14 protein-coding genes are annotated in these 12,992 nt (G+C 39.2%); 13 read left to right on the top strand and 1 reads right to left on the bottom strand.

Features of this window, described 5'->3' with window-relative positions; genetic code table 11:
- Nucleotides 1-17: 17 nt before the first annotated feature.
- The 12 genes from PCNPT3_RS04440 to oppF all read left to right on the top strand — a co-directional run bounded on the left by PCNPT3_RS04440 (nucleotide 18) and on the right by oppF (nucleotide 11,438).
- On the top strand, nucleotides 18-1,232 hold the full coding sequence (locus PCNPT3_RS04440) for an IscS subfamily cysteine desulfurase (RefSeq protein WP_015464673.1): 1,215 nt from the start codon (nucleotides 18-20) through the stop codon (nucleotides 1,230-1,232).
- A gap of 115 nt (nucleotides 1,233-1,347) precedes the next feature.
- On the top strand, nucleotides 1,348-1,731 hold the full coding sequence (gene iscU, locus PCNPT3_RS04445) for a Fe-S cluster assembly scaffold IscU (protein ID WP_015464674.1): 384 nt from the start codon (nucleotides 1,348-1,350) through the stop codon (nucleotides 1,729-1,731).
- 61 nt (nucleotides 1,732-1,792) lie between these two features.
- On the top strand, nucleotides 1,793-2,116 hold the full coding sequence (gene iscA, locus PCNPT3_RS04450) for an iron-sulfur cluster assembly protein IscA (protein ID WP_015464675.1): 324 nt from the start codon (nucleotides 1,793-1,795) through the stop codon (nucleotides 2,114-2,116).
- Between the two features lie 70 nt (nucleotides 2,117-2,186).
- Nucleotides 2,187-2,696: a co-chaperone HscB gene (gene hscB / locus PCNPT3_RS04455; RefSeq protein WP_015464676.1), complete on the top strand. Its 510-nt coding sequence runs from the start codon at nucleotides 2,187-2,189 to the stop codon at nucleotides 2,694-2,696.
- A gap of 28 nt (nucleotides 2,697-2,724) precedes the next feature.
- The gene (gene hscA / locus PCNPT3_RS04460) at nucleotides 2,725-4,581 is read left to right on the top strand and encodes a Fe-S protein assembly chaperone HscA (protein WP_015464677.1); all 1,857 of its coding nucleotides are present in this window, start codon (nucleotides 2,725-2,727) and stop codon (nucleotides 4,579-4,581) included.
- Between the two features lie 15 nt (nucleotides 4,582-4,596).
- A complete protein-coding gene (gene fdx, locus PCNPT3_RS04465) occupies nucleotides 4,597-4,935 on the top strand; it encodes an ISC system 2Fe-2S type ferredoxin (protein ID WP_015464678.1) in 339 nt (112 codons plus the stop codon).
- Nucleotides 4,936-5,015: 80 nt separating this feature from the next.
- On the top strand, nucleotides 5,016-5,213 hold the full coding sequence (gene iscX, locus PCNPT3_RS04470; RefSeq protein ID WP_015464679.1) for a Fe-S cluster assembly protein IscX: 198 nt from the start codon (nucleotides 5,016-5,018) through the stop codon (nucleotides 5,211-5,213).
- 552 nt (nucleotides 5,214-5,765) lie between these two features.
- On the top strand, nucleotides 5,766-7,406 hold the full coding sequence (locus PCNPT3_RS04475) for an ABC transporter substrate-binding protein (protein WP_015464680.1): 1,641 nt from the start codon (nucleotides 5,766-5,768) through the stop codon (nucleotides 7,404-7,406).
- Between the two features lie 231 nt (nucleotides 7,407-7,637).
- Entirely contained in the window at nucleotides 7,638-8,558 is a 921-nt protein-coding gene (oppB, locus tag PCNPT3_RS04480; RefSeq protein ID WP_015464681.1) for an oligopeptide ABC transporter permease OppB, read from the top strand.
- A gap of 12 nt (nucleotides 8,559-8,570) precedes the next feature.
- Entirely contained in the window at nucleotides 8,571-9,473 is a 903-nt protein-coding gene (gene oppC, locus PCNPT3_RS04485; protein WP_015464682.1) for an oligopeptide ABC transporter permease OppC, read from the top strand.
- Between the two features lie 10 nt (nucleotides 9,474-9,483).
- Nucleotides 9,484-10,452, top strand: coding sequence for an ABC transporter ATP-binding protein (locus PCNPT3_RS04490; RefSeq protein ID WP_015464683.1), 969 nt, complete (start codon nucleotides 9,484-9,486; stop codon nucleotides 10,450-10,452).
- Nucleotides 10,449-11,438 (top strand): murein tripeptide/oligopeptide ABC transporter ATP binding protein OppF, encoded by a 990-nt coding sequence (oppF, locus tag PCNPT3_RS04495; protein ID WP_015464684.1) that lies wholly within the window; start codon nucleotides 10,449-10,451, stop codon nucleotides 11,436-11,438. The genes PCNPT3_RS04490 and oppF overlap by 4 nt, the downstream gene beginning before the upstream one ends.
- A 70-nt stretch (nucleotides 11,439-11,508) precedes the next feature.
- Here the strand turns inward: oppF and PCNPT3_RS04500 are convergent, their stop codons facing one another.
- The gene (locus PCNPT3_RS04500; RefSeq protein ID WP_015464685.1) at nucleotides 11,509-12,039 is read right to left on the bottom strand and encodes an LA_2272 family surface repeat-containing protein; all 531 of its coding nucleotides are present in this window, start codon (nucleotides 12,037-12,039) and stop codon (nucleotides 11,509-11,511) included.
- A 377-nt stretch (nucleotides 12,040-12,416) separates the two neighbouring features.
- Between PCNPT3_RS04500 and lpcA the strand changes: the two genes are divergently transcribed.
- On the top strand, nucleotides 12,417-12,992 hold the full coding sequence (lpcA, locus tag PCNPT3_RS04505) for a D-sedoheptulose 7-phosphate isomerase (protein ID WP_015464686.1): 576 nt from the start codon (nucleotides 12,417-12,419) through the stop codon (nucleotides 12,990-12,992).

Below are 12,992 nucleotides of genomic sequence, written 5' to 3' on the forward strand. Positions count from 1 at the left end.
TTGCAGTGGAGGAAAAAATGAAATTACCTATTTATCTTGATTATTCGGCTACAACCCCTGTAGATCCCCGTGTTGCAAATGTAATGATGAAATATTTAACCATGGATGGCGATTTTGGTAACCCAGCATCGCGCTCACATCGTTTTGGTTGGCAAGCAGAAGAAGCCGTTGATATTGCGCGTGGACAAGTAGCTGATCTTATCAATGCGGATCCCCGTGAGATTGTATTCACATCAGGTGCGACAGAGTCTGATAACCTTGCGATTAAAGGGATTGCCCATTTTTATGGGAAAAAAGGTAAACATATTATTACCTCTAAGACTGAGCATAAAGCGGTACTTGATCCTTGCCGCCAATTAGAGCGTGAAGGTTACCAAGTGACTTATTTAGAGCCTGGTAGTGATGGCATTATAACCCCAGAGCAACTCAAAGATGCATTGCGTGAAGATACTATCTTAGTGAGTTTAATGCATGTCAATAATGAAATCGGCGTGATCCAAGATATTGGCGCCTTTGGTGAGCTTTGCCGTGCCAACAAAACATTTTTACATGTCGATGCTGCGCAAAGTGCGGGAAAAGTGTTAATTGACGTAGAGGCCATGAAAATTGATCTCATTTCTTTTTCTGCACATAAAGTATATGGACCTAAAGGTATTGGTGCGCTGTATGTTTCGCGTAAACCGCGTGTACGTTTAGAAGCCCAAATGCACGGTGGTGGTCATGAGCGTGGAATGCGTAGTGGCACGTTAGCAACGCATCAAATTGCAGCCATGGGTGAAGCTTTCCGCATTGCAAAAGAAGAGATGCAAGAAGAAAATGTACGCTTATTAGCACTACGCACACGTCTGTTAGATGGCGTAAAGCACATGGAAGAAGTTTATATAAATGGATCTATGGAGCACCGCGTCGCCGGTAATATTAATATTAGTTTCAACTATGTTGAAGGTGAATCGTTATTAATGGCCCTCAAGGACTTAGCTGTTTCATCAGGTAGTGCATGTACATCAGCAAGTTTAGAGCCATCATATGTTTTACGCGCGATTGGGCGTGATGATGAGCTTGCACATAGTTCTATTCGTTTTAGTATTGGCCGTTTTACGACGGCTGAAGATATCGATTATGCGATAAAAATTATTTGTGAAAACATTGGTAAATTACGTGCTATGTCCCCGTTATGGGATATGTTCAAAGACGGCATTGATATTAAAAGTATTGACTGGGCTCACCACTAGAAAGTTGACCAAATGCTATTTAGGTCGTTTTTTGTGCACGTTCGCATGAAAGATCACCTTTGTAGCAACCCAGCATAGAAAAGTGTAAAAAATTAATTAAGATAAGGATAAGATCATGGCTTATAGCGAAAAAGTAATAGATCATTATGAAAACCCACGTAATGTTGGTTCTTTTGATGATAAAGATGATAAAAGTATCGCTACAGGAATGGTAGGCGCACCGGCTTGTGGTGATGTAATGAAATTACAGCTGAAAATCAATAAAGATGGCATCATTGAAGATGCTAAATTTAAAACCTATGGTTGTGGTAGTGCGATTGCTTCTAGCTCATTAGTGACAGAATGGGTTAAAGGGAAAACGCTTGAAGAAGCTGGCGCTATTACTAACACCGAGATCACCGCAGAGCTTGCGTTACCTCCGGTAAAAATTCATTGTTCAATACTCGCTGAAGATGCAATTAAAGCTGCTATTGCTGATTATAGAAGTAAAAATAGTTAAGCACCGTATTAAGTTAAGCACCGTATTAAGTTAAGCACAGTATTAAGTTAAGGAGTTTATTTTGGCCATTACAATAACCGAGCCGGCTGCGAAACATGTTGCCAATTTTTTAGTAAATCGCGGTAAGGGCATTGGTTTACGTTTAGGCGTAAAAACCTCTGGTTGCTCCGGTATGGCGTATGTGCTTGAATTTGTTGACGTACTTAATGAAGACGATGAAGTATTTATTGATAAAGGTGTTTCTATTATTGTTGATAAAAAAAGCCTCGTTTACCTAAATGGTACTGAACTTGATTTTGTAAAAAATGGCCTTAATGAAGGTTTTGAGTTTAACAACCCTAATATCGATGGCGAGTGTGGTTGTGGCGAGAGTTTTAGCGTTTAATACGTAATATATCAAAAAGAAGCATGTATAACATGCTTCTTTTTTTGCTTTATTTTATTAGGATGCCATTTTGAATTATTTTGAACTTTTTTCATTAGTACCTCACTTTTCTATCGACCTTTCTTTACTTGCCAACACCTATCGCGATTTACAAAAGCAATACCATCCCGATAAATTTGTGATGGCGGGCGATAGTGAACGTTTAATTGCGATGCAAAAAAGCACCGAAATTAATGACGCGTATCAAACCTTAAAAACCAGTTGTTTACGCGCACAATACTTATTGCTTCTTGCTGGTATGGATATCGAACTAGAGCAACGTACATTGCAAGATACCGCTTTTTTAATAGAGCAGATGCAGTGGCGAGAAAAGCTTGAAGAATTTAGGGTGGAAGACGAAGATGAAATCGCTGATTTCGAAAAAATGATCATACAGAAAATTGATGATTTAGAATCAGATTTTGAAACAAACCGTCAAAAAAATGCATTAGAAGAAAGTGCAGAATGTGTGAGAAAATTAAAATTTATGCTTAAATTACAAATTGAATTAGAGCAAGTAGAAGAAAAACTCTTCGATTGAGTCAATACAGACAAAGGTAAGATTTCTTATGGCATTACTCCAAATAGCAGAGCCCGATCAATCCGCTGCGCCCCATCAACATAAACTTGCCGTCGGTATCGATTTAGGCACAACCAATTCGTTAGTTGCCAGTGTACAAAGTGGTGTTGCGGGTACGTTATTAGATGAAAATGGGCAAGATATGTTGCCTTCCATTGTGCATTATGCAGAGCAAGGTCACGTGCTTATCGGACTTGATGCAAAACCTTTTCTTAATACAGATCCCTTAAATACATTAGTATCCGTTAAGCGCTTAATGGGTAAAGCATTAGTCGATTTAAAGGCCGATACCATGGCTTATGATTTAAGTGCGCATGACAGCGGTCTGGTACAAATAGAAACACGTATTGGCGCTGTTAATGCGGTGCAGGCTTCAAGTGAAATTTTAAAAAAATTAAAAATGCGCGCTATTGAAACATTACAAGGTGAGTTATCGGGCGTGGTGATAACGGTCCCTGCCTATTTTGATGATGCACAGCGCCAAGGCACTAAAGATGCTGCTCGTTTAGCGGGATTACACGTACTGCGTTTACTCAATGAGCCGACGGCGGCAGCAATTGCATATGGTCTTGATTCTGGAAAAGAAGGGATCATTGCTGTTTACGATCTTGGCGGTGGCACCTTCGATATTTCAATATTACGCTTACAAAAAGGTGTTTTTGAAGTGCTGGCGACCGGTGGTGATGCAGCGCTTGGCGGTGATGATTTTGATGCCATTATTGTGCAATGGATAAAAGAGCAGAGTCATATTTCTCAACCATTAAGTGCCGTAGAATTACAACAATTACGTCAAATAGCCTGCCTCGCTAAGCAAAATTTGAGCGCTGAAAAGAGCACTAAAATAGAGCTCAAGAGTTTAAATGTGAGTTTAAATTTAAGCCGAGAAACGTTAACGGCGTTAATTGAGCCTCTTGTTAAAAAAACACTCCGAGCATGTAAACGCGCGGTAAAAGATGCGCAAATAAACGTAACAGATATTGTTGAAGTGGTGATGGTTGGTGGTTCGACTCGCGTGCCTTTAGTGCGTGAAAAAGTCAGTGCTTATTTTGAGCAAGATGTCTTAACGTCGATTGATCCCGATAAAGTGGTGGCGATAGGTGCTGCCATTCAAGCCGATATTTTAGTGGGTAATAAACCCGATACTGAGATGCTATTGCTGGACGTTTTACCTTTATCATTGGGTTTAGAAACCATGGGGGAATTAGTTGAAAAAGTGATCCCTCGTAATTCAACCATTCCTGTTGCACGTGCTCAAGAGTTTACGACCTTTAAAGATGGGCAGACTGCAATGCTTATCCATGTCTTACAAGGTGAGCGTGAACAAGTGAAAGATTGTCGTTCTTTAGCGCGTTTTGAGCTTACAAATATTCCGCCAATGGCGGCCGGTGCCGCCCATATTCGAGTTACATTTCAGGTCGATGCAGATGGTTTATTAAGCGTCACTGCGATGGAAAAATCGTCTGCAGTACAGGCTAAAATAGAGGTGAAGCCCTCTTATGGGTTAAGTGATAATGAAGTGATGCAAATGTTACAGGCTTCACAAACATTTGCAGAGCAAGATCTGACGACGCGTATGTTAGTTGAAGAGCAGGTTGAAGTGCGCCGCGTCATTGAAAACTTAACGGCCGCATTAAAAAAAGATGGTGCGCAATTATTAAGCCCGAAGGAATATGACGAGATTACGCTAAGTATGCAAGCGCTATCTGGTATCGCGCAGAAGGCCGATGTAAAGGCGATTAAAGTCGCTTTGAAAGACATTGATAAATTAACAGATCATTACGCATCATTACGTATGGATGCATCGATTAAACAAGCTTTAACAGGACAGTCTGTTGATAATATATAGAAAAAAGGGTCAATTATGCCAAAAGTAATTTTTTTACCACATGAAGAATTGTGTCCAGATGGACTCGTCATCGATGCAAAAGAGGGTGATACGATTTTAGATCTCGCCTTAAAACATAATATTGGTATTGAACATGCATGTGAAAAATCATGTGCTTGTACAACGTGTCATATCATTGTACGCGAGGGATTTGATTCATTAGTTGAAAGCGATGAATTAGAAGATGATATGTTAGATAAAGCATGGGGTCTTGAGGCGGAATCCCGCTTAGGTTGCCAAGCGTGTGTTAAAGATGAAGATTTAGTGATTGAAATTCCTAAATATACGCTTAACATCGTATCAGAGAACCATTAATAATAATAAGTGTTATTGCTTTATAGGTGATAGTATTCTCGTTTTATAGGCTATAGTTTAGAGTATCTTAGGAGGTTAACATGCCAATTAAATGGATTGATTCTTTAGATCTCACGCTTGCTTTAATGGAAAAATACCCACAACAAGATCCGCATACCCTGCATTTTGTTGAATTACGAGCATGGATCCTCGCGTTACCTGAATTTGATGATGATATCGATCATTGCAGTGAGAGAATTCTTGAGGCCGTGCAGCAATGTTGGATAGATGAACTCTAAAATATATATCGCATAAAAAACGTAAGCTTCGGCTTACGTTTTTTTTTGTTTTAAGATCAATTCGCGCCTTCAAAAAAGTTCTACATCATAAAAAATGGAATGTATTAAGGTCAATATATTATATTTAGAATGCTTCGCTACAGATTTCCTTTTTTTGTCTAAACTTTAAACGTGCTTTGGGTTTTATACACCTCTATAGAAGTAAAAAGTGCTTATCTATGTAGGTATATTGTTAAATAATCAGGCTGTTTCTTCAGCAATATCCTTTTGTTTAAAAGTGCAATATCTAATTAAATCAACAACTAATTAGCATTCAAATCTAAAAGATAATCAATATCATCAACTTGCAATTAATTTCAAGTGTGATCTAGATCAAGTTATTTGATTTTATTTGAATGTTAGATACAAATTTGTGACTTGTGTTAAATTTATGTTATTTTTTCAGGGGCTAAATTAGATAAGTCATATTTGTAATGCTACGGTGAGATCCTTTTTGAATTTATCACCTTTCAAAAAGAACGACGGACGTAAAACTTAAATCGGAGTTTATATATGCTTAGACAGAAAAAAAGTAAGATCACACAGGCGTTATTGCTTGCTACGGGGTTATCATTTGCATCTGCATCTATGTTGGTTACTGCTGCTAATGTGCCTGAAGGCGTTAAACTTGCAAGTAAACAAGAGCTCGTTCGCGGTAATGGGACTGAAGTTGCTTCACTTGATCCACAAAAATCTGAAGGTGTTCCAGAATCAAATATTATTCGTGATCTTTTAGAAGGTCTCGTGAATCAAGACGAAAATGGTAAAATAATTGCAGGTGTCGCAACCTCTTGGGAAACTAAAGATAATCAAACTTTTGTTTTTCATCTTCGCCATGATGCAAAATGGTCAAATGGCGACCCTGTCACTGCACATGATTTCGTTTATAGCTTTCAGCGCGCCGTTGATCCTAACACTGCCTCTCCTTATTCATGGTATGTAGAAATGACGACCATGCTAAATGCCAGTGCTATTATTTCGGGTGAAAAAGACAAGAGCAGTTTAGGCGTAAAAGCCATTGATGATTTTACACTTGAAGTAAATTTAGCATCAAAAGTGCCGTATTTTGTGATGATGATGGCGCACACGACAATGAAACCTGTTCATAAAGCGACGGTGGAAAAGTTTGCTGAAAAATGGACTAAGCCTGAAAACTTTGTCGGTAATGGTGCCTTTGTACTTAAAAAATGGGTGGTGAATGAGCGTATTGAACTCGTTCCAAATAAACAGTATTGGGATAATTCAAAAACTGTCTTAACGAAAGTGAGTTATTTACCCATTGAAAACCAAGTCGCAGAAATGAATCGATTCTTATCGGGTGAATTAGATTTAACCAATGAAATACCGAATGAGCATTTTAAACGTCTACAAAAAAAGCATCCCGATGAATTGAGAGTGCAAGGTAATTTATGTACTTATTACTATAACTTCAATACACATAAAGCGCCTTTCGATGATATACGCGTGCGTAAAGCCATCTCCTATGCAATCGATCGTCATGTCGTTGCCAATATATTGTTAGGGCAAGGTCAAAAACCTGCTTATTTCTTAACACCTGAAATCGTCAGTGGTTTCTCTCCTGAATTACCTGCCTATGCGAAATTAACCCAAAAAGAGCGTAATCAAAAGGCCAAAGAACTCTTGGCAGCTGCTGGTTATAATAGCTCTAATCCGTTGAAGTTTAGCTTGTTATATAACACCAGTGAAAATCATAAAAAACTAGCGGTTGCCATTGGCTCTATGTGGAAAAAAACATTAGGTGTGCAAGTGACGTTAGAGAACCAAGAATGGAAAACCTATCTTGAAAGTAAAAAACAAGGTGATTTCCAAGTGGCTCGTGCAGGTTGGTGTGGTGATTATAACGAGGCATCATCGTTTACTTCGTTAATGGAAGGAAAAAACACAACCGGTGGGATCCATTATAAGAGTAGTGCTTACGACAAGCTTATCAAAGAAGGGGTGCAAGCAACGTCTGCAGCTGTTCGGATGAAATCGTATTATGCACAAGAGGCTTTATTAGCAAAAGACATGCCGATAGCGCCTATTTATCAATATGTTAAAGCACGCTTGGTGAACCCTCATGTGGGTGGTTATGCGGGCAATAATGCAGAAGATAAACTTTATTCAAAAGATATGTACATTATCGCTGAGTAAGCTAGCTTGAGAGGCTTCGGCCTCTTTTTATTTTTATTTAGCCCTTAGGGGCTATTAATGCCAAAGGAACTAAAAAAGTGATCCGTCTTGCCTGTGAAATTATCCCTACCTGCGTTGTGAGTTTTGAAGTGAGAGTCACTATCTCCTGCAACTCACGCTTTGCTAATGTTAATTTCTCCTGCGCAACTCATGATCACCCCATTAATTCCATTGGTATAAAGAGAGTGGATCATGCTTAAATTCATATTCAAACGGATCCTTGAGGCAATACCAACGATGTTGATATTGATCACTGTGTCTTTCTTTTTAATGCGTTTTGCTCCGGGTAGTCCTTTTTCGAGTGAACGTACCTTACCGCCTAAAGTCATGCAAAATATCAATGAAAAATATGGATTAGATAAGCCTGTTTTCGAACAATACACAACCTATTTAGTGAATGTGTTACAAGGTGATTTAGGGCCTTCTTTTAAATATAAAGATTTTACCGTTAATGAACTCGTGGCCGATGCATTACCTGTTTCTGCTAAAATTGGTGCTTTTGCTTTTATCTTTGCGACCTTTTTTGGGGTGGCAATTGGCACATTGGCTGCGCTACGGCACAATACGTGGCTTGATTATGGGGTAATGTCGACTGCCATGCTTGGCATTGTGATGCCCTCGTTTGTACTCGCGCCCGTACTTATCTATATATTTTCTATCAATTTAGGCTGGTTCCCCGCGGGAGGCTGGCTTGATGGCTCACTTAAATACATGGTCTTACCCGTATTGGGCATGTCGATGATGTACGTGGCAACTTTTGCGCGTATTACGCGTGGCAGTATGATTGAAGTGCTTAATAGTAATTTTATCCGCACCGCTCGCTCTAAAGGTCTCAGTTATTCCTATATCGTGATACACCATGCTTTGAAACCGGCATTGTTGCCTGTCGTTTCATATATGGGGCCTGCATTTGTCGGTATTATCACCGGATCGGTCGTGATTGAAACGATATTTGGTCTGCCAGGTATTGGTAAATTATTTGTTAATGCCGCCTTTAATCGTGATTACTCATTGGTGATGGGGATCACTATCTTGATAGGTTTCCTCTTTATTATTTTTAATGCCATTGTTGATATATTGTTGGCATATGTTGATCCAAAAATTCGCTATTAAGAGAGGGGTCTTATGTTTTTTAAAAGAAAAAATTCACAAATATTAAATACAATGGCAGATAACTTAGAAATCGAAGGGCGCAGTTTATGGCAAGATGCGCGTATTCGTTTTATGCGCAATAAAGCTGCGATGATAAGTTTAGTGCTTTTAGTGATGATCACGCTGTCGGTAATTTTTGTGCCGATGTTATCTGAATTTGCTTTTGATGATACGGATTGGTACGCCTTACATGAAGCGCCTTCTTGGACGCATTTATTTGGAACGGACAGTTTAGGTCGAGATCTTTTTGTGCGCACCTTTATTGGTGGGCGAATTTCATTAATGGTGGGGGTGTTAGGCGCGCTAGTTGCAGTCATTATTGGTACGGTTTATGGCGCCGCTTCTGGATTTTTAGGCGGTAAAGTCGATCGCGCTATGATGCGCTTTTTAGAAATATTATATTCTATTCCCTTTATGTTCTTAGTGATCGTTTTGGTGACTTTTTTTGGTCGTAATATTATTTTGATTTTTGTCGCTATTGGGGCGATTGCTTGGCTTGATATGGCGCGTATTGTGCGCGGACAAACATTGAGTTTACGATCTAAAGAGTTCATAGAAGCTGCGCACGTTTCAGGGGTAAGTAAATGGAATATTATTCGTCGTCATATTATTCCTAACGTACTTGGTATTGTGGCGGTTTATTCAACCCTATTAGTCCCGAGTATGATTTTAACGGAATCCTTTTTAAGTTTCTTAGGACTCGGCGTGCAAGAGCCAATGACCAGTTGGGGGGCATTATTACAAGAAGGCTCACAAACGATGGAAATTGCTATTTGGCAGTTGGCTTTTCCCGCTTTTTTCATGGTGATCACACTCTTTTGCTTTAACTATATTGGCGATGGTTTACGTGATGCGTTAGATCCAAAAGATAGATAAGGAAACGATAATGAGTTTATTAGAAGTGCAAGATCTGCGCGTTGAGTTTGAAACTCAAGATGGCACGGTAACTGCCGTGAATGATTTAAACTTTACATTAGAGGCGGGTGAAACGCTGGGCATTGTTGGTGAATCAGGCTCTGGAAAATCGCAAACCGTTTTCGCCTTAATGGGACTACTTGCTAAAAATGGGATCATTTCCGGTAGCGCAAAGTTTGAAGGTAAAGAAATTTTAAACTTACCGGAAAAAGAATTAAATAAAGTACGTGCTGAGCAAATCGCGATGATATTCCAAGATCCGATGACATCGCTTAATCCTTATATGAAAGTGAGCGCACAAATGATGGAAGTGCTTATCTTACATAAAGGAATGAATAAAAAAGAAGCGTTTGAAGAATCCGTTAAAATGCTCGAAGCGGTAAAAATACCGGAAGCGAGAATACGTATAGATATGTATCCGCATGAGTTTTCAGGCGGAATGCGCCAACGCGTTATGATCGCCATGGCATTATTATGTCGCCCGAAATTATTGATTGCCGATGAGCCGACCACGGCACTTGACGTTACTATCCAAGCGCAAATAATGGATTTATTAAATGAATTAAAACACCAATTTAATACGGCTATTATCATGATCACGCATGACTTAGGGGTTGTTGCTGGGAGCTGCGATAAAGTGCTGGTGATGTATGCTGGGCGCACTATGGAATACGGCAGTGTCGAGGATATCTTTTATGATCCCGCGCACCCTTATTCTGAAGGATTACTCAGAGCTATCCCTCGCTTTGATGTTGAAGAAGATATTTTACCTACCATACCGGGCGATCCTCCTAATTTATTAAATTTACCGACGGGCTGTCCGTACCAAGATCGTTGCCATCGTGTGATGCAGAGATGTACGCAAGAATCACCTGCATTAATTAATTTTATGCAAGGGCGCTCAAGGGCTTGTTTTTCTGATAAGGGATCATGGACATGAGTACAGATAAAAAATTAATACTGGAAGTAACCGACCTAAAAGTACATTTTAGTATTCCCTCTAAGTCGATGTTGCCTTGGGCTAAACCGTCCATGTTAAAAGCGGTCGATGGTGTCAGCTTTAAACTCTATGAAGGTGAGACATTAGGGGTGGTCGGTGAGTCTGGTTGCGGTAAATCAACCTTAGCGCGCGCGATTATTGGTCTTGTAGAGACGACGCAAGGCAGTGTTGTTTGGATGGGAGAGGATCTGCTTAAGCTGAAAAGTGAAGCGATGCGTTTAAAGCGTAAAGAGATCCAAATGATTTTTCAAGATCCTTTAGCCTCTTTAAATCCACGCATGAGTGTGGGCGATATTATTGGTGAGCCTTTACGTACCTTTCACCCTGAACTCAGTAAAGTTGAAGTACAAGAGCAGGTGAAAGAGATGATGAATAAAGTGGGATTATTGGCTAATGTCATTAATCGTTACCCTCATGAGTTCTCTGGTGGGCAATGTCAGCGTATCGGGATTGCACGCGCACTGATATTAAAACCTAAGATGATCATTTGTGATGAGCCCGTGTCTGCTTTGGATGTATCTATCCAAGCACAAGTGGTTAACTTACTAAAGCAGTTACAAAAAGATTTGGGTTTAAGTCTTATTTTTATTGCGCATGATTTAGCGGTAGTTAAACATATTTCAGATCGCGTTTTAGTCATGTATTTAGGCAATGAAGTGGAATTTTCTGAATGCAAAAGCCTTTTTGCCGAGCCTCGTCATCCTTATACTAAAGCCTTAATGTCGGCGGTGCCTATTCCGGATCCGAAACTTGAGCGCAATAAAAAAATTGAGATGCTAGAAGGGGAGTTACCTTCACCGATTAATCCACCTTCGGGTTGTGTTTTTCGTACACGTTGCCCGATTGCGGTTGCGCGCTGCGCACAGGAGAAACCGCTCTTTAAGGGGAAAGAAAGTCACAGTGTGGCGTGTTTACTTGCCCCATAAATAAGTGTAAAAAAGGATGCGTTAAGCATCCTTTTTTACACAGTGTTTACGCTGAGGGCTCAATCTGTATTTAGAAACGTGCGTTAACAATAGGGAATACAGGGAAATCTTTACTCACAAAAGTACCCGATGCATCGTAATTAATTAATCCAATTTGTATGCCTTTATTAATATGCTCGGTGGCATTAACGAAACCAAGTTGTAGTCCATTTAATGTGCCTGCATAATTAAACCCACCAAATTGTAAACCTTTAAAATTGTTTTTAGTGTAATTAACAAGGCCCATTACGGCGCCTTTACCAGTATTATCGTGCCAGTTAATGAAGCTAAATGAGGCACCGGTAAAATTATTTTTAACGCGTTGTGCGCCAAAAAAATCAATACTTAAACCGGTAAAATCGTTAATTTCAGATAATCCAAAGAGGCTGATATCAAGTCCTTTTACAGTCTCCGTTTTCCCATAGAGTAACGATACGCGAGCGCCTTCAACATTACCAGCAGGTAAGTTTAAGTCTGGCATGGAAAGTTGAACGGGCTGAGCTGCTATGGCTGGAAAAGACAATAAAGCACAAGCTGCGAACACAGGTAATATTTTTTTCATGGTGATCTCCAAAAAAATAACAACAGAAGTCGACTATTATAAAAAAATAAAAAAACAAAATCAAAATATAACTTTGACTTTGTGAACTATAAGTCAAATGCAGAGCGTTTTGTTATTCCTTTTTTATTTTTCTTTTGTTTTTTGTTTTCGCCTATATTCAATATATCATCGGCAAAATAAATACTCATAGAGTGTATTTTGGAACCCTTGGTAAAGGATTCGTTATTGGTTGATTTAAGCGTATGTGATGTTGTTTTCTGTGCTTTGTTGTAACGTATAACAATAAGAGAGTTCTTCTATGCACATGCATCAAATTGTGTAAAAATGCTTTTATATGATTTTTTAAGTTTTAAGTATTAGGTAATAGGTAATAGATGATGGATATTCATATTATTAAAAGTGAGTTATTAGAAGCCGAAAAAGTATTACAGGCCTTTTTAGCTTCGGATGAAAATCTACACAACATTGAAAAAGCGGCCACATTATTAGCGGATGCGTTTAAAGCGGAAGGTAAAGTGCTTGCGTGTGGTAATGGTGGATCTCATTGTGATGCAATGCATTTTTCGGAAGAGTTAACGGGGCGTTATCGTGAGCATCGTCCGTCTTATCCTGCGATTGCGATTTCAGATGCAAGTCATATGTCTTGTGTGGGTAATGATTATGGTTTTGAATATATTTTTTCGCGTTATTTAGAGGGTGTTGGTCGTAAAGGTGATGTATTATTTTGCCTATCAACCAGTGGTAATTCGGCCAATATATTAAACGCGATAGAGGTTGCTAAAAATAAAGGTATTAAGATAATCGCCTTAACAGGCAAAGACGGCGGTAAAATGGCGGGCCTTGCTGATGTGGAAATTAGAGTGCCTCATTTTGGTTTTGCCGATAGAATTCAAGAGATACATATTAAAATAATTCATATTTTAATATTGCTAATCGAAAAGAAAATGGCGTAG

It is taken from the genome of Psychromonas sp. CNPT3 (genome assembly GCF_000153405.2).
Taxonomy (GTDB): domain Bacteria; phylum Pseudomonadota; class Gammaproteobacteria; order Enterobacterales; family Psychromonadaceae; genus Psychromonas.

What these genes read in the sequence shown, in the direction of transcription:
- PCNPT3_RS04500 (WP_015464685.1), bottom strand. Translation starts at nt 12,039, where the DNA reads ATGAAAAAAATATTACCTGTGTTCGCAGCTTGTGCTTTATTGTCTTTT.
- fdx (WP_015464678.1), top strand. Translation starts at nt 4,597, where the DNA reads ATGCCAAAAGTAATTTTTTTACCACATGAAGAATTGTGTCCAGATGGA.
- PCNPT3_RS04440 (WP_015464673.1), top strand. Translation starts at nt 18, where the DNA reads ATGAAATTACCTATTTATCTTGATTATTCGGCTACAACCCCTGTAGAT.
- iscX (WP_015464679.1), top strand. Translation starts at nt 5,016, where the DNA reads ATGCCAATTAAATGGATTGATTCTTTAGATCTCACGCTTGCTTTAATG.
- lpcA (WP_015464686.1), top strand. Translation starts at nt 12,417, where the DNA reads ATGGATATTCATATTATTAAAAGTGAGTTATTAGAAGCCGAAAAAGTA.
- oppC (WP_015464682.1), top strand. Translation starts at nt 8,571, where the DNA reads ATGTTTTTTAAAAGAAAAAATTCACAAATATTAAATACAATGGCAGAT.
- PCNPT3_RS04475 (WP_015464680.1), top strand. Translation starts at nt 5,766, where the DNA reads ATGCTTAGACAGAAAAAAAGTAAGATCACACAGGCGTTATTGCTTGCT.
- PCNPT3_RS04490 (WP_015464683.1), top strand. Translation starts at nt 9,484, where the DNA reads ATGAGTTTATTAGAAGTGCAAGATCTGCGCGTTGAGTTTGAAACTCAA.
- iscU (WP_015464674.1), top strand. Translation starts at nt 1,348, where the DNA reads ATGGCTTATAGCGAAAAAGTAATAGATCATTATGAAAACCCACGTAAT.
- oppB (WP_015464681.1), top strand. Translation starts at nt 7,638, where the DNA reads ATGCTTAAATTCATATTCAAACGGATCCTTGAGGCAATACCAACGATG.
- hscA (WP_015464677.1), top strand. Translation starts at nt 2,725, where the DNA reads ATGGCATTACTCCAAATAGCAGAGCCCGATCAATCCGCTGCGCCCCAT.
- oppF (WP_015464684.1), top strand. Translation starts at nt 10,449, where the DNA reads ATGAGTACAGATAAAAAATTAATACTGGAAGTAACCGACCTAAAAGTA.